Origin of the sequence: Leptospira yanagawae serovar Saopaulo str. Sao Paulo = ATCC 700523 (genome assembly GCF_000332475.2) — a bacterium.
Lineage (GTDB): Bacteria > Spirochaetota > Leptospiria > Leptospirales > Leptospiraceae > Leptospira_A > Leptospira_A yanagawae.
In genome coordinates this window covers 198,500-222,636 of record NZ_AOGX02000015.1, presented here as the reverse complement: position 1 = coordinate 222,636, position 24,137 = coordinate 198,500, and the positions used below count along the sequence as shown (strand labels likewise).

At 37.6% G+C, this 24,137-nt stretch carries 22 protein-coding genes and 1 pseudogene; 11 read left to right on the top strand and 12 right to left on the bottom strand.

Translation table 11 applies throughout. The annotated features are described in order from the left end of the window. Window position 1: 1 nt before the first annotated feature. On the bottom strand, window positions 2-1,015 hold the full coding sequence (locus tag LEP1GSC202_RS04655; protein ID WP_015676620.1) for an LIC_10202 family protein: 1,014 nt from the start codon (window positions 1,013-1,015) through the stop codon (window positions 2-4). Between the two features lie 86 nt (window positions 1,016-1,101). Between LEP1GSC202_RS04655 and LEP1GSC202_RS04650 the strand changes: the two genes are divergently transcribed. Next, complete coding sequence (locus tag LEP1GSC202_RS04650) at window positions 1,102-2,022, top strand: GDP-mannose 4,6-dehydratase (RefSeq protein WP_015677569.1); 921 nt, start codon at window positions 1,102-1,104, stop codon at window positions 2,020-2,022. On the opposite strand, the gene LEP1GSC202_RS04645 is transcribed toward LEP1GSC202_RS04650, so the two are convergent. Together LEP1GSC202_RS04645 and LEP1GSC202_RS04640 are read right to left on the bottom strand one after the other, a co-directional pair. Next, window positions 1,980-3,176, bottom strand: coding sequence for a M48 family metallopeptidase (locus LEP1GSC202_RS04645; protein WP_015677291.1), 1,197 nt, complete (start codon window positions 3,174-3,176; stop codon window positions 1,980-1,982). The genes LEP1GSC202_RS04650 and LEP1GSC202_RS04645 overlap by 43 nt on opposite strands. A gap of 3 nt (window positions 3,177-3,179) precedes the next feature. Beyond that, window positions 3,180-4,136 carry a YjgN family protein gene (locus LEP1GSC202_RS04640; protein ID WP_015676855.1) on the bottom strand — a complete coding sequence of 319 codons (957 nt, stop codon included), beginning with the start codon at window positions 4,134-4,136 and terminating at the stop codon, window positions 3,180-3,182. 168 nt (window positions 4,137-4,304) lie between these two features. Here LEP1GSC202_RS04640 and LEP1GSC202_RS04635 point away from each other — a divergent pair, with 168 nt between their 5' ends. Both LEP1GSC202_RS04635 and LEP1GSC202_RS04630 read left to right on the top strand, forming a co-directional pair. Continuing rightward, window positions 4,305-4,589 carry an LIC_11321 family protein gene (locus LEP1GSC202_RS04635; protein ID WP_051125314.1) on the top strand — a complete coding sequence of 95 codons (285 nt, stop codon included), beginning with the start codon at window positions 4,305-4,307 and terminating at the stop codon, window positions 4,587-4,589. Then, the gene (locus LEP1GSC202_RS04630) at window positions 4,565-5,533 is read left to right on the top strand and encodes a patatin-like phospholipase family protein (RefSeq protein WP_015677269.1); all 969 of its coding nucleotides are present in this window, start codon (window positions 4,565-4,567) and stop codon (window positions 5,531-5,533) included. The genes LEP1GSC202_RS04635 and LEP1GSC202_RS04630 overlap by 25 nt, the downstream gene beginning before the upstream one ends. Here the strand turns inward: LEP1GSC202_RS04630 and LEP1GSC202_RS04625 are convergent. Together LEP1GSC202_RS04625 and LEP1GSC202_RS04620 are read right to left on the bottom strand one after the other, a co-directional pair. Beyond that, on the bottom strand, window positions 5,515-6,711 hold the full coding sequence (locus LEP1GSC202_RS04625; RefSeq protein WP_015676710.1) for a pyridoxal phosphate-dependent aminotransferase: 1,197 nt from the start codon (window positions 6,709-6,711) through the stop codon (window positions 5,515-5,517). The two genes, LEP1GSC202_RS04630 and LEP1GSC202_RS04625, sit on opposite strands and share 19 nt — an antisense overlap. Window position 6,712: 1 nt before the next feature. Beyond that, a complete protein-coding gene (locus LEP1GSC202_RS04620) occupies window positions 6,713-7,492 on the bottom strand; it encodes an SDR family NAD(P)-dependent oxidoreductase (RefSeq protein WP_015676349.1) in 780 nt (259 codons plus the stop codon). 87 nt (window positions 7,493-7,579) lie between these two features. On the opposite strand from LEP1GSC202_RS04620, the gene LEP1GSC202_RS04615 reads away from it, so the two are divergent. After that, window positions 7,580-8,803, top strand: coding sequence for an MFS transporter (locus LEP1GSC202_RS04615; RefSeq protein ID WP_015676763.1), 1,224 nt, complete (start codon window positions 7,580-7,582; stop codon window positions 8,801-8,803). Window positions 8,804-8,831: 28 nt separating this feature from the next. Here LEP1GSC202_RS04615 and LEP1GSC202_RS04610 read toward each other — a convergent pair whose 3' ends face one another. Both LEP1GSC202_RS04610 and LEP1GSC202_RS04605 read right to left on the bottom strand, forming a co-directional pair. Beyond that, a complete protein-coding gene (locus LEP1GSC202_RS04610; protein ID WP_015677474.1) occupies window positions 8,832-9,752 on the bottom strand; it encodes a hypothetical protein in 921 nt (306 codons plus the stop codon). Between the two features lie 3 nt (window positions 9,753-9,755). Then, window positions 9,756-10,220, bottom strand: a complete 465-nt coding sequence (locus LEP1GSC202_RS04605) for a DUF3347 domain-containing protein (RefSeq protein ID WP_015676452.1) — start codon at window positions 10,218-10,220, stop codon at window positions 9,756-9,758. A gap of 139 nt (window positions 10,221-10,359) precedes the next feature. On the opposite strand from LEP1GSC202_RS04605, the gene LEP1GSC202_RS04600 reads away from it, so the two are divergent. Together LEP1GSC202_RS04600 and LEP1GSC202_RS04595 are read left to right on the top strand one after the other, a co-directional pair. Further along, window positions 10,360-10,710, top strand: a complete 351-nt coding sequence (locus LEP1GSC202_RS04600; RefSeq protein ID WP_015677132.1) for a VOC family protein — start codon at window positions 10,360-10,362, stop codon at window positions 10,708-10,710. A 44-nt stretch (window positions 10,711-10,754) separates the two neighbouring features. Continuing rightward, a complete protein-coding gene (locus LEP1GSC202_RS04595) occupies window positions 10,755-12,236 on the top strand; it encodes a hypothetical protein (protein ID WP_015676678.1) in 1,482 nt (493 codons plus the stop codon). Here the strand turns inward: LEP1GSC202_RS04595 and LEP1GSC202_RS04590 are convergent. Continuing rightward, the gene (locus LEP1GSC202_RS04590; RefSeq protein WP_039928569.1) at window positions 12,233-12,925 is read right to left on the bottom strand and encodes an LIC10067 family putative lipoprotein; all 693 of its coding nucleotides are present in this window, start codon (window positions 12,923-12,925) and stop codon (window positions 12,233-12,235) included. The genes LEP1GSC202_RS04595 and LEP1GSC202_RS04590 overlap by 4 nt on opposite strands. Before the next feature lie 69 nt (window positions 12,926-12,994). On the opposite strand from LEP1GSC202_RS04590, the gene LEP1GSC202_RS04585 reads away from it, so the two are divergent. Together LEP1GSC202_RS04585 and dcd are read left to right on the top strand one after the other, a co-directional pair. Continuing rightward, entirely contained in the window at window positions 12,995-13,768 is a 774-nt protein-coding gene (locus tag LEP1GSC202_RS04585) for an enoyl-CoA hydratase-related protein (protein WP_015677360.1), read from the top strand. Between the two features lie 3 nt (window positions 13,769-13,771). Beyond that, window positions 13,772-14,296, top strand: coding sequence for a dCTP deaminase (dcd, locus tag LEP1GSC202_RS04580; protein WP_015676928.1), 525 nt, complete (start codon window positions 13,772-13,774; stop codon window positions 14,294-14,296). 66 nt (window positions 14,297-14,362) lie between these two features. On the opposite strand, the gene LEP1GSC202_RS04575 is transcribed toward dcd, so the two are convergent. From LEP1GSC202_RS04575 to mpl36, 3 genes and pseudogenes are all read right to left on the bottom strand, one after another. After that, window positions 14,363-14,887 (bottom strand): DUF2147 domain-containing protein, encoded by a 525-nt coding sequence (locus LEP1GSC202_RS04575; RefSeq protein WP_015677498.1) that lies wholly within the window; start codon window positions 14,885-14,887, stop codon window positions 14,363-14,365. 93 nt (window positions 14,888-14,980) lie between these two features. Continuing rightward, window positions 14,981-18,203, bottom strand: a pseudogene (locus LEP1GSC202_RS04570) (SpoIIE family protein phosphatase). A gap of 124 nt (window positions 18,204-18,327) precedes the next feature. Then, on the bottom strand, window positions 18,328-19,203 hold the full coding sequence (mpl36, locus tag LEP1GSC202_RS04565; RefSeq protein ID WP_015677585.1) for an RlpA family plasminogen-binding lipoprotein MPL36: 876 nt from the start codon (window positions 19,201-19,203) through the stop codon (window positions 18,328-18,330). 109 nt (window positions 19,204-19,312) lie between these two features. Here mpl36 and LEP1GSC202_RS04560 point away from each other — a divergent pair, with 109 nt between their 5' ends. Continuing rightward, window positions 19,313-20,218 carry a tetratricopeptide repeat protein gene (locus LEP1GSC202_RS04560; protein WP_015676858.1) on the top strand — a complete coding sequence of 302 codons (906 nt, stop codon included), beginning with the start codon at window positions 19,313-19,315 and terminating at the stop codon, window positions 20,216-20,218. Window position 20,219: 1 nt separating this feature from the next. Continuing rightward, window positions 20,220-21,143 (top strand): tetratricopeptide repeat protein, encoded by a 924-nt coding sequence (locus tag LEP1GSC202_RS04555; RefSeq protein ID WP_051125288.1) that lies wholly within the window; start codon window positions 20,220-20,222, stop codon window positions 21,141-21,143. Window positions 21,144-21,216: 73 nt separating this feature from the next. On the opposite strand, the gene folP is transcribed toward LEP1GSC202_RS04555, so the two are convergent. Continuing rightward, window positions 21,217-22,032, bottom strand: coding sequence for a dihydropteroate synthase (gene folP, locus LEP1GSC202_RS04550; protein WP_015676387.1), 816 nt, complete (start codon window positions 22,030-22,032; stop codon window positions 21,217-21,219). Between the two features lie 92 nt (window positions 22,033-22,124). On the opposite strand from folP, the gene LEP1GSC202_RS04545 reads away from it, so the two are divergent. Beyond that, complete coding sequence (locus tag LEP1GSC202_RS04545; protein ID WP_015677389.1) at window positions 22,125-24,137, top strand: OmpA family protein; 2,013 nt, start codon at window positions 22,125-22,127, stop codon at window positions 24,135-24,137.

Here is a 24,137-nt window from a genome sequence, read left to right as displayed (position 1 = left end):
TTTAGAATTTGGTATAACGGAAAACCTTGGTTTCTTCTGAAATTGACAAGTCTCTTGGTGAGGAAAAACCCAATGATTCTAAATAACTAGGAAGTAAATTTAAGTTAATTTCTGTTACTTGGAGATCGCGGAAAGGACGATTTGATTTTTCAGGTATGATGGAGATTGAAAAATAAAGGTGACTACCTTTACTCAAAACCGAAGAAATTTCTGCAAACAATCGTTCCAAAGCATAAGAAGGAAACTTGTTGAGAGCTAAATAAACAACCACATCTCCATTAACAATATTTTGATTTGAAATAGGGAATTGAGATTCAGCATATCTTATATTTTGTGTAATATTACTTTTGATAAAGTTGTATTGGTCGTTGTTTGTTGTAACTGAATGGAAAGGAATTTTTGAAATGGTAAATTCTTTTAATATTTCTCCCCATTCTGGAAACAAAACAAAAACTTGGTTTCTGTTTTTTAAATCATCGATTGCCAAATTCCAATTCGGATTCATTCCTGCATCAACAAAGTAAGATGAGGTCGCCCAACTGAAATTAGGCGAATTTTTTCCGTCAGAATGTAACAAATGATCTCGGTAAAAACCATCAAACCTTCTTTCCATCTGTTCCATTCTCTTTCCAAGACGTACAAGTTCGTGTAAAACAGAGAAAAAAGCGCGTATGCGGTTTTCCGAAAGTTTTTTGTCGATTTGTCCGTAGAGAGAAACCAAGCGATTGATGATAAACTTGATTGGTCCACGGATGTACCAGAATTTAGGATTTGAAAATTTAGGACTAGAAATCCCTTTTTCAAATAGATGGGCTGTGCCTGCGGGGTCAAATTTTCGGAACCCCAATGGGGATTCAGGTTTGTAACTGATTTTAGTGAGTTCGGACCATTCGCGTGGATGGCTCGGATCAAGAGGAATCTTTGATTCCAAGTTTTGGACAATTTCTTGTACATTGATCTGTGGGTCACGGATTGCGACAAAGGGGGTTGGATTGAAATTCTTTTTGTCTTCCACAGTTTTCTTTCTTTTGTTGAGAGGATTTGAAAAATTGGGAGAATGGCAACTAAATCTTAGGGTCAGATCAGAAATTTCCCTTTTCTATGAAAAAAAAACAAACTTTAGTCACCGGAGCCAGCGGATTTGTAGGAAGTTATCTCCTTCCAGCACTCGAATCCCAAGGGAATCACGAAATCCATTGTTTCCAAGGTGACATACGCGACCTAGAAACTGTTTCCAAACAATTAAAAAAAGTCCAACCTGATATTTTGATCCATTTGGCCGCACAAGCATTTGTTCCCAACGCCATTGAAAATCCATGGGAAACCGAAGGCATTAATGTTGGAGGAACTTTAAATCTTTTAGAAACCTTACATCGATTGCAAAAACCTTGTAAGATGTTGTATGTATCGTCTGCAGATGTCTATGGAAAACAAAACATGGATGTACTTCCATTGGGGGAAACATTACTGCCGAATCCCGTCAATCCATATGCTGGTAGTAAATTGGCAGCGGAATCCTATTGCCGTCAGTACGCAGAATACAGTTCTTATGTTTCAGTTGTGATCGCACGACCTTTTAATCACATAGGAATTGGACAAAGAAAAGAATTTGTGATCCCCAATTTTTGTTCACAGATCATCCAAGCGAAGTATGCAGGAAAAAAAGAAATTTCAGTGGGAGATTTACAACCAACTCGAGATTTTTCACATGTAAAAGACATTGTCAATGGTTACCTCACTTTAATTGAAAAAGGTGAGTCTGGTGAAATTTATAATATATGTTCGGGTGAAGAACGAAGCATTCGCTCCATGGTTGAAACATTGGTTAACTTTTCTGGTGAAGACATTCGGTTTGTTGTTGATGAAAGTCGTGTTCGTGTTTCCGAAACATCAAGAATCTATGGAAACAATAAGAAACTGCAATCTCTAGGATGGAAAAACAAACACAGCTTAAGCGAAACTTTAAAAGAAATTTATGATCATTTAGAGTCAGAATTTTTGAGATCTAAACAAGTTGATTGAACTTCTTTCCAAGTTTTATCAGAAACAATTTTTTTAACGCTTCCTTTTTTCCCTTTTTGAATTAAAGATTCTAAAGTTTTCATTCTTTCCTTTGTGGCAGGGTGAGTACTCAAAAAATCAGTGATTTGGTTTGCGGTTGATGATTCTTCTTTTGCACTGATGGCAACTTCATTATCTTCTGATTCGTTATCTCCATTTTCCAATTCTTCCATCCGTTTGAAAAAACTGAGTAATCCATCCGTGGAAATATTTTTTGATTTTAGATAGTCAAGTGAAGTGATATCGGCTTCTGTTTCAAAGTCTCGGGAAAATTTTAAAACCAAAATTGTGGAACCTATTTCGGTAATTGTTTCCAAAAATTCCATATTGCCAAGGCCCGGTCCGATCACCAAACTGATCGCAAGTGATGTTCCACCTGCTTTGACAAGGTTACGCATATGATGTCTTTTTTCGATATGGGCAATTTCATGTGCCAAAACTCCCAAAACTTCTTCTTGTGATTTCGCTTCGTTAAGCAATCCAGAGAAAAAATAAATTTTACCGTTGGATAAAGCAAAAGCATTTGGTATCTCTGAAGCAAGCACCGAAACTGTGAATTGGTGTTTGCTATCTTTTGGAACTATTTGTTTTAATGCCTCAGCAAAAAAACGATCGGTGGCTTTGGAATCACAGGCATTAAACCCAGTTTCCATTTTAACTTGGACGGAATCACCCAAGGATTTGTCCATCGATAGAGGAATGAAATTCGTAACAATTTCCAATCCTTTGAAGTAAAAAAATCCAACTATCGAAACGACCAATAAAGATAAAACCCCTAAAACTAAGGGATTCATTTCTCGAATCGAATAAAAAAGAGCACTCGAATGGCTTTGTGACTTTTTATTTTGGATCCAAATTTTTTCCAATAATTTTGATTCTTCTTTTGTACAAAAGATTTCTAAAGTAGGACTTTCCTTCCTTTCGTCAGGAAGTAATACAAGTTTACAGCCGTTATGCGTCCGAATGAATTCGGTAAATTGAGATAAACTGATTTTATGGTTGGTATCGGAGGAAGTAAATTGAACTGTTTGTCCATGAATCAGAACGGTCCCTTCTTCAGGGACCGCTGATACACCATTAAAATATCGTGATGTAAATGTTTGGTTTTGAAACAATGTTTATGATAGGAAGGTTTCTATAGTTTCAGCAAGTGCTTCCAATCCTTCCGCTGTCGCATTTGCCTTGGTATCTGGTTGGGCAGAAATCGTTGAAAAATCAACCTCTGCTTCTAAACTCACAGATTCGATGAACAGTTTTGTCAATCGAACTACGGCCCAAGCAAACCCAATACCTAATGTGAAGATAATGATCAGATAAGCGATCAGAAAATTCACAAAAATTTTGCCACCAGTAATGTCAGATCGGAATTTTTTCCCTTGGAAACTAGTCCGATTCCAGATGTAGTTTTGCACGTCTGCAAGGAACCAAGGATAATAAATTCCCAAAGTTACGATGCTAAGCAGGAATCCCTTTAAATATAAAAAGAAAATTTCCTTACCTTCTGCTGAAAATCCAAAGTTTGTATTTCCATAACGAGTTTTGCTTTGTAAGTAAGCTTCTTTTTCAGCGAAAAACCATGGGTAATAAATCCCTAAGGTAACGATGGTAAGAAGGATTCCTTTTCCATAGATTTTTGCTACTTCAATGATTTTACCATCAAAACCAAAACGTAAGTTTCGGTAGCCAGTGCGTGAAGTTAAGTACTTTCGTCCACCAACGATGATGATCGGCACTAAAGCCAAAATCACTGCGATATAGAGTAAGAGGCCCACAATCTGTGAGAGATAGGGAATCGGAATGAACCGTAATACCCATTGGATGATGATCATGGCGACAAAAAGGACGATGAAGATTCCAACGGCTTTTAAAAACCCGATGAATCTTTCTTTTCCAGTTCCATGAAACGAAAAACGTTCTCCAGCCCACTCTAAATTTTCTGCTGTAAACTTTTGGATGTTGGTTCTTGCCCAAAAGCTGTAGATCCCTAACGTCACTACTGTAAGAAACATATTCTTCAAAAATAAAATGAAGAGTTGTCCGCCCGTGGCGTGGTATTGTAGTCTTGTGTTGCTCATTGATTTCCCCAAAGGATGATTAGTGTGCAGATTATAATGTATGATTCAAAAGGGTAAAGAAAAATATTTCCTATCCATTAGAAATACACTTTATACGGTTGAACACAATTCACTTTTTTTGAGGAACGACTGAACTTGTCCTTCTTTCGTAGCGTCTACATGTACAGTATGCGAACACTCATAATGATTCTCCTAAGTTTCGGAATCGTAACCGGAGTTTTTTCTGATCCTCGTCAAGAATTACCACCTACACTTGGTGATTTGAAAGGGCAGGATAAGTCAGTGCGGCAGCCACCAGATCGAAAAGACAAAAAAGGTTGTTGTAAAATCAAATACCCTGCTGGAGGGTATGACTTCTTTCTGGCTACGGAAGAGGATTGTCGTGCGAGTTTGTATTTTGACAGATTTCTGGGAGAAAACAATACACTATGCTTTCGTTGGGAAGGGGATTAGAATTTGCCGAATTTATGGGCGTCCGTGAACAAGTATTACAAACATTAGTTAAAATATTTCCTTCCTATGATGCATCACTTGCCATCGCAGGTGGCGGTTGTAAGGCATTTTATGCCTTAGGTGTTGGGAAAACCCTACGTGAATGGGGAGTCCGATTCACAGAACTGTCTGGTGTTTCTGCGGGAGCTGCCATGGCACTTTGCATCCTTTCCCAAACAGAAGAAGAATCCGTTGAATACTTTGAAGAAATCACCAAACGGAATTCACGAAATTTTCATTTTTCGAATCTATTGCGAGGGGAATCAACGTTCCCTCATGAAGATATGTACAGGCGTACGATTCGATTTGGAATGCGTTTCGATCGAGTTTTAGAATCGGGAGCAAAAATTTGGATCCACTCGGTAAAAGCGCATCCGAAAGAAGATTCTCTAAAAAACAAATTTCGATTGGCTCGTTTGATTTCGGAAACTGGCCGAGCCTTTTTATTGGATGATAGGGATCGGTCGGAAGGAATTCCTGCAAATCGTACAGCGGAGATCATCAAAAAGTGGAATATGGAAGATGTCGATTTCACTGAAAAAGATTTCACAAATCCAGAAACCATAGAACAGTTTATTATGAATTCCTCTTCCATTCCTCCCATCGTTGACTTCCAGTCTGTTGGCAATGAATACTACCTAGATGGTGGACTTACCAACAATATGATGATTGAAACCTTTTCGCCTAATGCAAAAATCATCGGCATCCATTACGAACCCAATACCATCGTAGGAAAAGATCCAGAATTACTTGCACGGTCGTTTCTCATTACTCCTTCTAAACCACTTCCTATCACTTCTTTTGATTATACAAATCCGAAAGGAGTAAGAGATACCTATGAGATGGGAAAAGCCGATGCATTAGCAAAAAAAACAGAAATCATTAATTATTTGAGAAAGGTCTGAAGTAAATTGAGACCCTTTTCTAGGGTCTCCTCTTCCGTGATCAAACTGATGACTAGAATACACTTGTTATGCGAAAAACCATACCATGATCCTGGTTGAACCAAAACTCCTGTTGACTTTAGAATTTCTAAGACAAGAGATTCATCTTTTTGTTCCGTTTCTATTTGTACGAGATAATACCAACCTGCTTCCGTTTCTTGGATTTTTTTTGTGGATGGTGTTTGATTGACAAATTCATAACATAGTGCTTTGTTTCGCATAATCCTTGTTCGGATGCGATTTTGGATCATGGTTTTCCAAGGTAAAAGTTCTTTTGTTGCCAATTGGATCAAAGAATTCACGGATAAATAGGTATCAGCAATAAAACTTAAGTTTTTTTGGAAATGGGTCAAGTATGGTTCCGGGGAAAGGTTCAAAATCCAAGCCAATTTTGTTTGGGGCAAAGCCAGTAGTTTGGAAAATCCATTACAAACAAAAACAGGGTATTTGGGAAATTTAGGTAAACAGTGTGGATTCCCAGAAAAATCATAAGGTTCGAAGACTTCGTCGATGATGACTGGAAGATTGATTCCAAAAGAATCCCACTCATTCCAAAACGATTCAGTGGTTTTTGAACCCGTTGGGTTTGCGGGACTAACGAGTATGATGGCCTTTGTTTTGGTACTAACGGAACTTGCGATTGTCTCAGCATCGTACACCCACTGACCATTCTGAGGATCGGTTTTTAGTTCATAATGGACTTCTTTTAAATTTTCAAATCCGATCAGAAAATGGAAAAGCGGATAACCTGGATTGGGTGTTAAAACCTCATCTCCTGGATTGGTTAGAAGTTTGAATAAATAGGAATAGGCTTCTGATGTGCTAGCCGTTAGGTGAATTTGATTGGTTTCTGCAATGACCCCACGTTTTCTATATTCGGAGGCAATTTCTGCCCTTGCCAATTCCAATCCTTCTGGAATGGGATCATAAACACTGGCATTGAGATTGGATAAAATATGAGATAAAACAGAAGCAGGAAACTCCAAACCCACTTGAGTAGGATTGGAGTTAGTAAGATCCAGGATTTTTTGTCCGGATTGGATAAACCTTTTTTTGGTCAAAGATATTTCATTCTCTGATTCCAAATCGCCTAACGATTGCAATCGGTTCGAAATAAAAGAAACGTTTTCCTTTGTCAATTCATCCCACTTTGTTTAGTGACTTCGCAATCTTACGAATCAGGAATCTTGGTGTGAAGCGAACCGATTCTGCCAAAATAAAATTGATGAAACCTGGGATTTTTACAACACGTTTTGCAAAAAGGGCTTTTAGTCCAATGTCGACTACTTCTTGTGAATCCATTGCCAAAAAGGATGATTGGACAAGTTTACTTCCAGCCATCTTTGCTCGTTCAAAAAATTCCGTTTTGGTTGGACCAGGACAAAGGCAAGACACCGCAACACCATATTCTTTTACTTCTTCCGCTAAACCTTCACTTAACGAAAGAACATAGGCTTTGGTCGCATAATAATTTGTCATCAGTGGCCCTGGTTGAAACGCAGCTGTTGAAGCTACATTTAAAATATATCCTTCGTTTCGTGTTACCATATCTTGCAAAAACAGATGGCATAACTCAGTCAAGGTGGTAACATTCACTTGGATCATTTTTGATTCTTCTTCAAACGAATTTTTATGAAACTCACCATTCAATCCAAACCCAGCATTGTTCACAAGAACGCTAATCGGAAGTTTTAATTTTTTAACAGCCTTATAAATTTTCTCTGCTGCACCTTGTTTTGATAAATCTTCCGCAATGACGTAAGAATCTAATCCAAATTTGAGTTTAATCTCAGAAGCTAAACTTTTGAGTCGGTCAATGTTTCTCGCTAAAAGAACGGGAGAATATCCCATTTTTGCCAAAGAAATTGCAAAATCTTTTCCAAGTCCAGTGGAGGCACCAGTAATTAATACGTATTTCATTAGGGAAATTTATTTCGATTTCGAAAACTTGGCAATTCTTAATTAAATTGTTTTGGCATTTTTGACTACCTGGTCAATGATCGTAATATGGACCAACCTCTTACTCATCCCCTCCATACCATTCAAAAAGAAAGAGCCATTATATTTATCCTAGCAAGTTTGCAGTTTTTGCATGTTTTAGATTTTGTCATCATGATGCCACTTGGTCCAGTTTTTATGGAAAGTTTCAAAATTGATGCGGCTGCCTTTGGTTTGTTAGTATCATCTTATTCGATCAGTGCTGGTGTGTTTGGACTTTTTGGTGCTTTGTTTTTAGATTCCTTTGATCGAAAGTTGAGTTTACTTGTTTTGTTTTTTGGTTTTTCGTTTGGAACGTTTTTATGTGCCTTTGCAAACTCCTATCTTTTTTTACTCATCGCTCGTATCATTGCGGGTGGATTTGGAGGGATGATTGGCGCAACGGTTCTTTCCATTATCGGTGATATCATCCCTGTGTTTCGTAGAGGAACAGCAACTGGTGTGGTAATGGGATCATTTTCTGTTGCTTCGGTAGTAGGTGTTCCTTTTGGACTCGAGTTAGCAGATCGTTTTGGATGGCATTTCCCATTTTTATCTTTAGGAATCGCCGGGTTTTTAATTTTACCTTTTGCGTATCAATTATTACCTTCTATAAGGTACCATCTTGATTCAGATGTTAAAGTAAAACAATCACAACTGAAATCTTTAGTGGAAGTTCTGCTTAAGAAATCACATTTTGCTCCTTTTTTATTTATGGTATTTTTGATGTTTGGTGGATTTACTGTGATTCCTTTTTTAAGTCCATTTTTAGTTTCTAATGTGGGTTTAACGATCAAACAAATTCCTTATATCTATTTTTTTGGTGGTCTCGCTACTTTTTTTACAAGTAGGTATATCGGAAAATTAGCAGATCGGTATGGAAAGTTCTTCATTTACCAAATCGTTACTCTGATCGCAATTCTACCAGTGATCACAGTTGTTACGATGACAAAAACTTCGTTACCAGTGGTCTTAGCAATAACGACTGTTTTTATGATCTTTGTATCAGGTCGTATGGTCCCGGCTTTTGCCATGGTAACTTCTGCCGTAGAACCAAGGATTCGAGGAAGTTTTATGTCTGTTAATTCAGCAATCCAACAAATAGCTTCTGGTGCTGCATCCTATGTGGCGGGTTTGATTGTGGTCCAAAACTCAGATAAAGTTTTCGAAAATTATGAATTGGTTGGAATGATTTCAGTTTTTAGTTTGTTGTTTAGTATCTATTTAGCCAAAAAAATCAGAATTGCTGGTTAGTTTTAAGACTAGCATAAGTTAGATTATACTATAATTCTAATTTTCCTGTTTCAAGAAAATCGATGATCATATGTTTTTGAGAATTTGTGATCATCTTTTTTTCCAATAGTTGGTTCAAAATTTCTTCGGCAGTTCCAATTTCGATTCCACTCAATTCTGAGAAAATGAACTGAAAGTATTTATCAATTCGATGTCCTGAGATATAAGATTGTAATTTGGCACTTGTTTCTAAAATTAAATTTTGGCGGCGGACCAGTTCTTCCATCGTAGATAAAATGATCGATACTTCAGGATCTTCTGCGAACAATTGCATCATATGGTCGTAGATTTTGGGAGATTGTAAAGGAAGTTCATAAATGGAATCGCCAAGAGCAGTATAAAGTGATTTTTCTTCTTCAAAATCCAGGCCAGTGTATTTGTTTAAATTAGAAACCACTTCCGATGGTAATATAATTAAAAACTGACATGCATATTCTGGTTCTTTTAAATACCGCACAAAATATTGGATCAAATCACAAATTCGTAAATAACTAACAAAGGTCCAATATTTAAAACTTCTTATATCAAACATATGTTTGATCGATTTTTCGCGTTTGATAGAATCGCGAAGGTTCATATAGTTTTCAAAATCAACTTTGAATAAATAACTTAATGTATGATTGGAAAATGATTCAATAATTTCTCTGACAAGAGTTGGTTCACCAATGTACAAAAAGTAAGTGATGAGTTCCAAATTGTCTTTTCCATACCAAAGGAATTTTTCTAAATTTTTAGCAGGGATTTGTGAAAAAGCGGAGAAACCAATTTTAAAGGTTACTCTGTCTTCTAAAAATGCTTCTAGTTTGCTTTTTGCAATACAATCTTCGTCTACATCTTGTTTAGCGAATGAATGCCTGCAACTTGGTGGGCAGGCTTCATATAGTGAAGTTCCTAAAAAACATTTTGGCATGAATTATTGCATTAATTCTCCACAATCTCTCATTTCGGGAGCGTATGGATTTTTTACTTCTTTTCCAGTCATTAACCATGATTTATCGACCATTGGACAATAAAATCGGTTGTACTTCGATTGGTTCGGTACTTCGGCTTTTATTTGAATCAATATTTCTTGGATTTTAGAAATTTTTTCATAACTTGTATCTAAATCGGTTTCAGAATTTGGGATTTGAACCTTGATCGCTTCTCCCCAGGATTTCAGTTTTGGGTGGTTACTTGTGATGAGCGTTTGTACAACATTTGAAAAATCTTTCCAATCTGGTTTTGGATTTTCGTTTAAGAAAACTTCTAAGATGGATTGGTTCTCTAAGAGCAGCGATTCCACCATTTTTTCATGATTAGGCTCAAACGGAACCATCGCTTCCTTACAGGAAAGGGCAAAAAAGGCGAAAACGAGGAGTGAAATCCGAAATACTTTCATAAATTGATTTTTTTTACCTTACTTGGAATTGGAATTCAAATTTTACAGGCGAGTTTGTTGGAAGGAAATTGCTTTTTTCTCGACAAAGCCGCTTTTTCAAGCATGATGACAGAAAAGTTCACGAAGGTGTAATTCCATTATGATTATTGTAGAAGGCATTGGCCACGTCAGTATCCCCGTCTCCCAACTCGACACCTCTATCGATTTTTACAGGGACATTTTTGACTTCGAAGTGGAGACAAAGAAGGCTACTGAGGCAATTCTTTCTCTCGATGCATTCCGGATTCGTTTAGTAAAGGCTGAGGTCGCAGATCGATCTCTTCCGATCTTAAGTTTTGTGATGGATGTGGATGATTTCACAGAAGCGATCAGCGAATTGGAAGAAAAAAATGTAAAAATCATCAAAGGACCAGAAGGAACTGATTCTGGGGAAAGTCTTACCTTTGCTGACCCAAGTCAAAATCTTATCGAGATTTTTTACTCGAACTAAATCCTGTTGCTTTTTTAATCTTTTCTTCGTAACATCCTCTTGGTATGTCATTAGAGATCCAAGAGGGTGAGCCCGAAATTCAATCCATTTCTGATTTCAAAAAAGGGTATGTTTACTTTCTAAATAATTTCCAAAATATCGTTGGGAGTTTTTTGCAATTCCTAAGCACAGGACTTACGGAGGCAAACAAACGGGAAATTTTATCCTTTCGCAAAACTCTCGACCAAGAACTTGACAAATCACAAAAAAAAATAAAAGAAATCATCTTTAATTTAGATGAAAAACATTTATATGCCCAAGTGAGAAAGGACTATTCACGCTATTTCTCCAGGTTTATTGAAGATCATAATCGTGATGATTTTATCCAATTCCATTTGATTTATGAAATGTTAAGGTATTTTTATATCGAAACTAAAGAAGGTTGGGAAAAATTAAAAACCTCAGTTTTAAACAATCAATTCACTGATTTGGAATTTCAAAAGAATGGATTGTTAAATTATCGCATATTACCAGCGTTAGAAAAACTAAACTCATTGGAAATATTACTCAAACGAATGAGTTTTATTTTGCAAATTGATAATCCGAATTCATTAAATGAATTTAAACCCACCAAACCAAAGTATCGCGATAAAGGAACTTATCGATTATCTGCTGTATTTGAAGAAGCCCTTTATGATAAACCAAAAGAATTAGAACCAGAGGATACGGGAATTGAATACCAAGCGGAAGAGGTAATAAAAAATCATAAGGAAAAATCCAAAGATAATTGGAAATCAATCAAAGAAAAAGTAAAATCAAGTGGGGAATTGAACTACATCCAAGCGTATGGAAAATATACTTGGAACTCTGACCAACACTATTTTTTCCGATATGAAATAGATAAGTACCAGGCAGAAAAAGCATTATTTAAAAATGCAATCAGTTTGGATTCCCATCTCGGAGCAGATGAACAAGTTTTGCGATCGGAGTTAATCCGATCAATGACGAGTATAGAAAAAAAAAGTAAGTCTGGGGATGATTTTGAATTAGAATACCAAAATTTTTTAAAACAATTTTTTACGTTTTGCGAAAACATCATTTTGATGAATATGATGTTACCCACACAATTTAAGTATGTGTTTTTATTTCATCTTGGCCCCTCTCATTTTTTTATGATTGCAAAAAAATTTCTAATGGAAGTGAATACCGGTTATGTACATGCAAGAGGAAACGATGGCAAAAAAGTAATTCGTGTCATACCAGGTGAGTATGTAAAAAAACATGTGATCGATTATTGGAATGAAGTGATTTTACCCAATGTTGGGGAAGAAAAAAACAATTTAGCACTTCTTAAAAAAATAACTGAGTTAATTGAAGAAAAATACAAAGAAATATCTAAATTGGCAATTCAAAATTATGATGCACTTGATCCTGAAATCAAAGCATCGAAACCACGAGAAACGATTTTTAGAGAAAACATGAATGAATGGATGGGAGCGGCCAATCTGATTGTTTTTAAACGTTTTGTGAAAAACAAATCGTTTTAAAGTACAAAACTACAAGTGACCGATTCGGCGGTGATGTAAAATTGTGTCGCGACTCCCGCTGGAAATGGAATGATCGGGTTGTTTTGCAATACGTAATCAGTGGCTTGGCAAGACCTGTTAAAAACACGAACCGTCACAACACTATCACAACCAACTGTTAGATTCCGTTCGCTTAATAATGTATCGGTTCGAAATGCTTTGGTTTCATTTCCATCATATTCAACGGAAATTCCTTGGCCTTGTTTTAATTCAATTTCTGGACCATATTGTTTATTTGTTACCGCATAACAATCGACGAAAAATTCTGTACCATCACAGTTCACACCTGTTTTTGAATTGGGTAAACAGGATCCACCTGAATTAGACACGGTGACAAAACCTGAAAAGGCTCCGTCTGGCACTTTTGTATAAAGTTCAGTGCCCAAGTTTGCTGTGATTGTGGCTACGATGTCATTGAACCTAACCACCGGATCCACGCCAAAATTTTCCCCTTTGATGATCACTTCCGTTGCTGAATAGGTAGCATTGGCGTTATTTTGGGCAGGTGTACCGATTTGGGGAGTCACTGAGGTGATGATTGGTGGAGAGGTGAGAAGGGCCGCAAGGGGATCTTCTGATGAAGACTTCACACAGGAAAAACTGTTTCCAAACACTAGTGAGAATCCGATTGTGTATAAAATCCTTCTCATGACTACCTTTTCCATTATCGGATATTTTTTCCTAGATTCATTTCTATTTTTTGTTCCCAAGGAAATTCTATGAACTCTGTCTCCCTCCAAACGATAGACAATTATGTAGCATTCATTGAGCTTAACCGTCCAGAAGCAAAAAACGCAATCTCCATTCAATTTTTGCAGGAATTATCGGATTGCATTGACCAAGTGAAAACAGGAAAATACAGGGCACTTGTCATTATAGGAGTTGGTGATGCCTTTTGCTCTGGGGCGGATTTAAAAGAAAGAAAATCCATGTCCGAACCCCAAGTAAGGGAGTTTTTACGAAATATAAACAATTGTTTTAACAAATTGGCAGGATTATCGATTCCAACGATTGCAGCCATCAATGGTTATGCCTTTGGTGGTGGATTGGAATTGGCGATTTCATGTGACATTCGTTATGCGAGTGAAACGGCTATTATGGGTCTTACTGAAACAAAATTAGGTATCATTCCTGGGGCAGGGGGAACACAAAGACTTGCAAGAATTGTGGGAGAAGCCACCGCAATGGAATGGATATTTGCGGGAAAAAAACTAAGTAGCGAGGAAGCACTTCGCCGAGAACTTGTTTCCAAAGTAGTGGATCCTTTGCAGTTAAAACAATCTTCTCTTGCCTTAGCAAGTGAGATATCGGAATCTGCACCTATAGCGGTTTCTGCTGCTAAAAAAGCGATTCGCCAAGGATTCCAATTGTCAATGGAATCGGCACTCAAGTGGGAACAATTGTGTTATTCTGAAACGCTGACAACGAAAGATCGATTGGAAGCCTTACAAGCATTTGCTGAAAAAAGAAAACCACATTTTAAGGGAGAATGAACTTTGATTTTAACTGGTAAAGAAATTTTGAAACGATTGGGTTCTGATATTAAGATTGAACCTTATGATGAAACACTTTTAAATCCCAATTCCTATAACTTACGTTTACACGAAGATCTTATGGTTTATTCGGAATTTCCCTTGGATATGAAAAAACCAAATCCAGTAGAAACACTTAAAATTCCTGAAGAAGGTTTACTCTTAGAACCTGGAAAGTTATATCTCGGTAGAACAATTGAATTTACCGAAACTCATAATTTAGTGCCTATGTTAGAAGGTCGATCTTCCATTGGTCGACTAGGAATGTTTGTTCATATAACTGCAGGGTTTGGTGATGTTGGGTTTAAAGGATTTTGGACATTAGAAATCCAAGTCACTCATCCACTTCGTGTGTATTCAGGAGTCCAAATTTGCCAAATCTTTTACCATACAGTAGAGGGTGAGATTAGCGAATACAAATCTGGTAAATACCAAGCGAACCAAGGAATCCAACCTTCCTTATTGTATAAAGATTTTGAAAAAAAGTAAGATTACGGTCAACTAACAAACATTCCCTGCCAGCCGATCAGGACGGCAGGTGTTATATCAATTCAATTATTTTTTAGATTTAAATGTGCAATCCCAGCGAGGGTCATCTACGTTTGTAGAACCAAGTTTTACCCAGCTATTGGTTTTTCCAATGAAGGTAATGGAACAAAGTGTTCCTTTGAGATCCAATCTGTTTCCACCTTCCAACGCAGTGAATTTTCCACAGTATGTTTTTCCATCACGTGGGTTGTAAATTCGACCGTTTTTATAAACACCTTCCCCAACATAATCAAAACCAGTGATGAAAACCATTCCTAAATTAGGACGAGTTCTGAGTTTTGGATCTTCGTTATTGTGGTCCAAATAAGGTGTACCCGGAATTCCTTTGTCTTTGTCTTTTTCTGGGTATGCGTTGTCTTTGATACAAACTGTTTTTCCACAGTATTTGTCTCCACACTTGAAGATTTCGATGACGGAATCTTTTTCTGGTGGAAGGTATCTTCCTATAGCCACATCGGCATCTTGCGCGAGTAATGTAGTACTAGAGAGGAGTACTAATGCCCATACACTGAATACAATTCTTAAATTCATACAGATCCTTATTCTAAAAAATGGATTCGCTAACTTTGACAGATTTTGTTATCTCTGGCAAGCTGCTTTTTTTAAAAATAAAGTAAGCCTCAATCAATTGAGGCTAGTTGCTTTTTCTAATAATTTTGAAAGTTTGACCACGTTTTTGTTTGTAGGATCAATGGATTGGGCTCTGGTCACATAAGTGAGTGCTCTGTCCACATTTCCTAACAACCGGCTTACATCTGCCAAATTGATTAAATTTTGGAAATTTTCAGGTTCGTGTTTGAGAGCTTCTTGTGCGGCTTTCAATGCTCGTTCATAATTCCCAAGTTTTTTCTCAGACATAGCAAGGTAATACCAATACTCACCTGAGCCTTCGTTCTCTTTTAAAAATTCAGTGAGAACTTTGGCAGCGATATCATATTCTTTTCCTTTGTAACTGACGAGTCCAAGGAATTTATTGAGTTTCTGGTTGTACGGATCGGCAAGGAATGCTTTTTTCATCACGGTAATGGCACGTTCGATTTCACCATTTTGGTAGAGGGCTTTTCCTTCTTCAAAAGCACCGGCTGTTGTGAGAGCTTCATCCCAATCATCACCCGGAGTATCAAAAAAGTAATCAATCGGTTGGTGGGATAAATCATCTTTTGTTTGTGTGATGGATTGGAGTTTTTTCACTTTTGAAGACAACACTTAACATAGAGATATCGTCTGTGATATCTCCAGCATTTTTCACAAGTCTTTCCACTTCGTAGATATCGCCATCGGACTCTTCCACAAAACGTAATACCAATGTTTCATCTTCGTTGATGGTTCGAACATCTTCATCAGGAGTTAAATCAATATCATCCCGACCGTCTGATCCTAGAATGAGTTGGTCCCCAGGCAGCAACTGGAAGGTTTGCACTTCAAATGGATATTCAGAATCAAGTCCAAGTTTTCTCAGTTTCAATTCACTTTCGATAAAACTAGCTTTGCCATCACGGTATAAAATGCTGTAAGGGTGTTCGGCATTGAAATACCAAATTTTTCCTGTTTCATCATCAATGAGCATCACTGTAGCTGAGATCACCATGGTTCCACTAAAAGATTTGAAGACAGCGTTAACCTCTTCATAAACATCTGTTAGCCATTCTTCTGGTGTACGGTTTAATATTCGTTTGTTACCAGCAGAACGAGCCATTATTGAGTTCATCACAACTCCCATAACGAGAGATCCACCAGCACCTTGCATGGATTTTCCCATCGCATCTCCGTTCATCACCATTGTGTAACGTCGGAAGTCGTCAGGTTTTCCTAACTTTAGGTTTCCAGTGATACAAATATCTCCGCCAAGATCTCCTGTTTTATTTCTAAACTCAAAGGTTTTCTTTTGGTGAACAAAAAAATCACATCGAATATTTTCTGATTTATTTGCATTGAAGCACAATGGTTTGGCGAGTAAGGATGTTAAGAAATAATCACCATCTTGTTGTACTTTCAAGCGGTGGATTTCATCCATCTTTTCTTGTAGTTCTTTGGTTCTTTCTTTTACCTTTTCTTCAAGGTTTTCTGCATAATCTTGAAGTTCTCGTCTTGCATCGCGAATCGAGGAAACCATCCCATTAAACGACTCTGCCAAATATCCGATTTCATCGTTTACCTTAATCGGAACTTCAACTTCTAAATTCCCTTGGTTTACTTTTTCTACCCCTGCAAGTAATGCATAAAGTGGATTGACAAGAGCCGATCGAAAGAATAATGGAAAGATAACTAAAAGCACGATCATCACAATGGCAAGAATCACTAACTCTAGTTTTGCCGATTTGTGCATGTAGTTTCTATAATCGCGATAATTAAATCCTACTTCTCGATTGATTTTCTTTTTTGCATCGTACGTCATATAGGCAACGTAATGCGAAAGCCCGTCTAAGTCTTTACGATAGTGGCGAGTTAAATCTGGTTTGAAATAACGGAAATACTTTAACATTTCCACTTTTAAGTCACGACCAGAGATTTCCTTTCCATCCCACTTACATTCGTTCACATGTTTCAAAATGGAATCGCGGAAGGTATCGACATTCTTAACTTTTTCGATGTATTTAACACCTTCTTCACAGAAAACATCAGGATCAATATCAGCTAATTTGTTGGTATTGATAAACGTTCGTTTGTTTAACTTTTCGATGAGTTTGGAGACTTCTGCTTTGAGTTCTTTACCTTCTAAATCCCCATTTTCTTCTAAAAAGTTCAAAATTGCATTTTTGTAACCTTCAAAATAATAGGGTGTTTTGCCTAACAGTGCTTTAATGGAACTTCTGTAATCGTCTTCACCAACAGATATCACTTCATCATAAAATGCAGTATTGTATAAGTCGGCTTGCACTAATGGTAAGTCCAAAGTGACATTGGAAGGAAGGTATGCTTTTTTTAAATTTTGTCCGTTAGAATCGTATTCGATTACAAAAACAATGTCTTTTGACCTTTCCCCACCTTCCGCTACCCGGAGTGCTTTTTGTATCGCCGTATTATCGAAGGAAAGTTCTTTTTCTTGGTCCACTAAATACGAAAACGCTTGCATGATGAGTAGGATAGTTACAAACGAAATTCCTACGATCTTCACCATAAATGTTGTACGTTCGATACTATTATTGATGAAGGTAATCGTGATGATGAAAAATGAAAACGTAAATGCTAATACGATGGCCGTTAAATAAGTAGATCGTTCCATTGCACCATCGCGACTCATCACATTTGTTAAATTCGGAACAACAGCCGCAATCAAACCCGCAATCATAATGACAAAGAGTGTGCTACGTTTGTCTTTTTCTACATTCAAAAGTCGATAACAAGGTAAGGCGATAAAATTGATAAAAGAATACCCTGCGATGAATAAACTTAGGATGCGACTTGCTCCTTCTGAATTAAAATCCCAGTGGTGTGCAGTGAAGTGGTATTTCCGCTCACCTTGTGAAACACTAACCAAAAACCAAAGTACAACTACTACAGCGATCGCATACGATACTGCTTGTATGATGTTTGCAGCTTTTGCATCTCGGTTGTCTGGAAAACGAAAGAAGTATTGTCCAAAGTGAATGATTCCAAAGATAATGATCCCGCCAGTCATCCAACGATGGTAAGAGGCAATGGGATGGTAATAAAAGGCTCCGAGTAGATAACCTAATTGAAAAAGAGCTAAAAACAGACATGCTAACGCCATGTGTTTGGTTGCGACAGTTTTGTCTTTGAGTGAGAAAAAGAATGTCGACAAGACCGCAAGGAGGACAGTGACAATTAAACTACCGAATGTATAATAATTTGTTAGTATGTGGTCAACGGATAAGGTGCTTTCCATAGGGTCTTCTAGATGTGAATTTAATACGAAATCGTAACAGGGGAAAATGTGAAATCAATCCATTTTCCACTCACCCCGAGCAAATCAGAACTGTACTTTTTTGCTCGGAGCAAAGGGGAAATGGCTAACGGGTTGCGATAAAACAATCAATCCCGTCGTATTTTAACTTAGACTTGAGTGATTCGGCCTTGGCACGGTCTGAAAAATCACCAACTTGTACGACGTATTTTCCATCTCTAGGAGTCACAAATACGTTTTGGTTGTACTCCGATTTGATGGTTTCTTGGTATTTGATCGCTCTTTCTTTTTCTTGGAAGACACCCACTTGCACAGTGAATCCTTTTCCGGCAGCGATTGGTTTTGCCACACCCGGTTTCACAGGAATCAATTTTTCAGGTTTTGCTGGAGTATCGTCCAAAAGGTCGGCATCATCTAAATCATCTGCCAGTTCCTCTTCCCCTTTTTTTAATACCTTGATCCCAACCTTGGTAATCCCTTTGTCTTTGAATTCTAAGATTTCAGCAGTTTTTTCAGAAACATCCACAATCCTTTCATCCACAAATGGCCCACGATCATTGATGCGAACAACAGCTTCTTTTTGGTTTTCTAAGTTTTGGATTTTGACAACCGTTCCAATTGGTAGAGTTCTATGAGCGCCTGTCATCTTCATGCGATCAAATGGTTCCCCACTTGCTGTCGGACGTCCTTGGAATTTTTGACCATACCAAGAAGAAAGCCCCACTTCATCAAACTGAGTGGTTGGTTTTTTGGTTGGTAATTCCACTGGAGCTACTGCTACATTGGGTTTGGATTTTGAATCCAAATCGTCCATAATGGACCTTGCTACTGGGTCGTTCGACCCGGATGATTTCGATTTTTGTGAACGTTCGAAGAAAATATCTTCTGGATCACCAGAAGCACTATAATCCCTGCGCGTGGCATCTGCGGATGTGCAGGACACGAACCACAATACAATGGTGATGAATATGAGCCTTTGCATATTTTTCCCCTTCCTCTGGACTCTTGTGTGTACCTTTCGGAAGGTTTTTCCATTCTCCTGATAAAAATTCTTTAGGGGAGATTCGATTCTGAAACGATAATCCCTGTGTATGGCACAGGAAATATTGGCTCTTTTCAATGAAGCAGTGCGTTTGGAGCGTAATGGTGAGTGGGATCGTGCCGAAAGCCAATACAAAGTATTGTTAGAAAAAAATCCTGATTACCACCTGGCATTACAGAACTTAGGTGTGATTTACGCCAAACAGGGAAAACATGCAGAAGCCATTCCACTTTTTTCCAAAGCATACAAGTTACATGCCAATGTAAAAAATTGTTATAATTTAGCAGTATCTCTCTATAAACACAATGAAACCGAAAAAGCGATTAGCTTTCTCAAACAAACGTTATCGTTTGAGAAGAAGTTTATTTCAGCTCATTTGCTTTTAGCCCAGGCATACCAAAAATTGGGAAATGATGAGAAAACTGAAGTGTATTTGAATAATGTGATCAAAATTGAACCAAACCATAAATCAGCTTTAGGAGGGCTTGCGATGTTTTATTACGAAAGGAATCGTTTTCCAGAAAGTTTAAAAATGATTGAGCGTTATTTGATTTTGTACCCAGGAAATGCTCAGTTAAAAATCATCCAATCCGAAATCCTTGCCAAACAAGGAAATTACAAAGCATCTGCCAATCTTTTAACGGCTATGGTGAAGGAAGATGTGGGTTTCACTCATTTTAATGAGACCTTACAATCTTCATGGCAAGAAGAAGATGCGATCGCAAAAGAAAGTTTGGAAAGAATCCAATCAAAGGCAAAAAAGAAATTAAAGGAATTCAAAACCAAATTAGAACTTTCTAAAGAGAATCCCGATGAGTTTTCCCCTCCAGACCCACAAGAGGCACTAGACCTAAGTTTGTTATATCTTTTCAACGGAAACCCAGAAAAAGCGATGCAATATTTAGTATTTGCTCAAAAGATGAAGGAAAAATCAGATTCTGACGGAACTTCTTAGCTTGAGACAATTTAGATCTTATTGTTCATTTTTGGTATTATTATTTTTTTTGGGTACTTGTCGGTATCCAATTGCAAAACAAGATTCCATTGAATCCGATACTTTATTCTTAGAAACCAGTAATCCAACCGCAAAGCAGTGCAATGAAGAAGCCATTCGTTTGACAAAATCAATTCAATTGGATGTTGCTTCTGCGACTTGGGAAACTTGTATTTTATCGAATCCCAATGAGGTGGCAGTCCACCTGAATCGAATACGATTTTATTATCTTTTAGAAGAATATGAAACCTTTAAACAAAAGGTAGCAAAAGAATCCCCTTCACGAAGTTCGGTGACCTACCAATCCATTTTAAAAGAATTAGACCAAAGGCTTCGCTACGAAGAAAAAGTGATTTTACTCGATGCACTTTCAAGGGTGAAAGGTTGGGAACTTTATGCTTATGAAGAACTGGCTTATTATTATTTGCAAACCGGGAATTTTGTTTATGCGGAAGGGTATTTCAATCAAATTTTAGAGGCCGTTCCGTTTCATGAAAATGCATTGTATGGGATGAGTGATATCCAAGTTCACAAAGGGAATTGGTATAGTTTATTGGATTATGCAAAGTCACTCGAAATCTCAGCCAAAAAGAATAAGGAGTACCATTATTACTTTTTAAAAGGGAATTATGAATTGGGTCGGTATGAAGTGGCACTAAAGTGGGCCGAATCTGCTTCAGCCAATGAAAAAACAGAAATCCATTTTTTAGAACTATGGAGGGATACACTCCTTGTCTTAAAAGACCACCCAAAATGGGAAACTTTATTGCCATATTACAGAAAGGCAAAAGAAAAAGGATATTCTGTTCCTGAATCTGTGTTTTTTCCTACCTTATCGAAAGAAGGAAAGGATGTGCGAAAAGCCGTCCGTTCAGGAAGAAGTTAATTCGCAGATCCAAGTTTTTCATAAATAAGTTTTGGATTCGATAGGATTTGTTTTGTTTTTTTAAATAAAATCTTCATTCACTATCTTGGCATAAATTCCAAATTTTTTCTGCTTGTCTCAGCTTAAGCACGTTATGCGTCCGAATGTATGGGATTTTATTTTTTAATAAATGTAGTTCGCATGCTAAGGTTGCAAACTCACGCTCATCAATTGGTAAATTCCCCAATACATTTCCTAAAAAGGATTTGCGAGAAACACTCACCATCAGTTGTGGGAATTCCAATTTTAAAATCTCAATGTCTTGCAAAACACGAAATGATACCATCGGATCTTCACTTAAAAAAAATCCCATACCTGGGTCGTAACCAATTGCGGATTCTTTGATTCCGAACGAACATAATTCGTTTCGCCTATCTCGAAAAAACATTTGGATTTTTTTAATTACTTTTTCTGGAGACAAATTTGATTTTACTTTCGCAATGTTTCTGTTATGCGAATGCATGATGATAAATTTCAGCTCTGGGTATTTTTTAGCATACGACTTTAGAAACTCACGGTCCCCTTCATATGTAAAACCAGTAATATCATTCAAACACCGAACACCTGCCTCAATCGCTTTTTTTTGGACATTTGGCCGAAAGCTATCCAAACTGATGCGAATCCCTTTGGGGACAAAGTAACGGATGACTGGTTCCACCCTGTTCCACTCTTCTTCTTCGGTGACAAATTTTGCTTCGATGTTTGACGATTGGCCTGAGATATCCAACCAATCAGCCCCTTCCTGCAAAAGTTCGATTCCTTTGGAAATTGCATTGTCTGGGTTTAAATACTTACCCCCGTCACTAAATGAGTCGGTGGTTATGTTTAAGATTCCAAAGATTTCAGCCATGTTTTAGAGGATTCCTTGGGAGCCTTCCTCTTAAAGCCAAATTTTCCCTTGGCAGAAAATTCCGTTCAGCCGATACATAGGAGAGACGGCAGATGAAAAAATTCCTGATTTCCCTACTCATTTCGGTGTTTCCACTCCTTGGCCAGCCACTTCCGAAGGTGAAGGATGTAAGGTTTTATCCACCGCTCAACACCCAAAATGTGGAATACAATCCCATCATTTCGCCGACAGGAAGGTATCTTGTTTTCCAGTCAAATCGCCCAGGCGGTGAAGGGGGAATGGACATTTGGATTTCGGAAAACTTAAGTTTTCCTGACCGAATGAAATTGCCAGTGTGGTCAGCTCCGAAAAATTTCCGAGAACTCAATACTACCAATTTTGAAGGGATGTTCTCCATTCTCTTTGACGAAGAAGAAAAACCATACGAACTCTACTTTACCTCCGTTCGAGATAAGTCCCAAAAGGATACAAAGAAAAACAGAGAAGGGTATGACGGCTTAAACCTCTATTATACAAAAATCAACCAAAGAACAGGGCTTTGGGCAGTTCCTACCCATTTAAACGAAATCAATTCTAACTTCGAAGATAAAATGCCTGCAGTTTCGCCTGACGGGTGTTCAATTGTGTTTTCTTCAAACAGACCTGGAGGTCTAGGTGGGTTTGATTTATGGATATCCAAAAGAGAACCAACAACAAAGGAAACGGAAAAAAACCCAGACAAACCAAAAATCAAATGTAGGGACGGTGTTTGGCAAAAACCAATTTCCCTTGGACCCGTGATCAATACGGCGGAAGATGAGATTAGTCCGAATTTTCATTGGGATGGACTTCGGTTGTATTTTAGCTCCAATCGCGGAGATAAAAACAGAAAGTTTAGTTTTTATTATAGTGAATTGAACGAAGCCAGCGGTCAATTTGAAACACCAAAATTACTTGGGAATCCATTTAATACCAACCAACCGCTGTCAGGCGAATCAACAGGATTTCCTTTTGATACTCCATCTGATTATTCAACTTATAGTTTGTGGGAAGAAAGTGATAACGAAGGGATTTCGGTTACTTTTGACGACTTATGGTTTTACTTTGCATCAAATCGCCCAGGTGGCGAAGGCCAATTTGATATCTATCGTACCATGGTGCCTGAAGACTTAAGACGAACCTATGAATTTGTTTTCCGAGGTTTGGTTTTGGATGGATCAGAAGCCATTATGATTGGTTTAGATTCTACATTAAAAATCTATGATGATACTAAGCCAATCCAGGTGATCACTTCCAAACGAATTGGTGCAGATCTTTCTACAGAAGACGCCGAAAATTTTCGCACCACAATCCGTACTGGGAAATTGTACCGAGTAGAAGTTTCCTCTCCAGGATTTCATCCTACCGAATTACTCCTTGACCTTCGGGGAAATGTGGGTAAAGACAAAGAGCAGTATTCACAGATCATCTTACAGCCAATTCGGCCCATCAAAGAAAACCGTCCTGATAAAACCATCCAGGGAATTCGTTTTGTGGTGAAAGATAAAAAAACGGACCTAGTGATTCCAAATGCGATTTGCTTTTACTTTGATGACCTCACAAGAAAAGGGAAATCAATTGCAGCTGTGGATGGTCATTTTGATTTGGATCCTACACCAAACATGGACTTTGAAATCCTTGCTCGTGCCAAAGGATTCAAAGAAGAAACCTTTTTGTTTTCCAAAGAAAAAATTTCCGAGATGTCAGGGAAAGAAACAGTTTTGTACCTTCGGAACATAAAAGATTTTGATGATTTGTACAATACAATTATTTATTTCCCGTTCAACGAACGAACATTGAGTGATGAAGATAAGAGAAAATTAGATCTTTTCGCAGACTTCCTCATCCAACATAAAAATGAAAAAGTTGAAATTGGTGGGCACACTGATAATATAGGGAATAAGGAATATAACATCAATCTGAGTGAAGATAGAGCACTTTCTGTATACCAATACTTACGTCTGAAGGGAGTTCCTAAAGAACGAATGAAGGTGCAAGCCTATCATTATTCTCAACCCATTGCGGACAATGAAACAGAAGAAGGGCGATCTCGCAATAGACGTGTGAATTTTAAGAAGATAGACTAA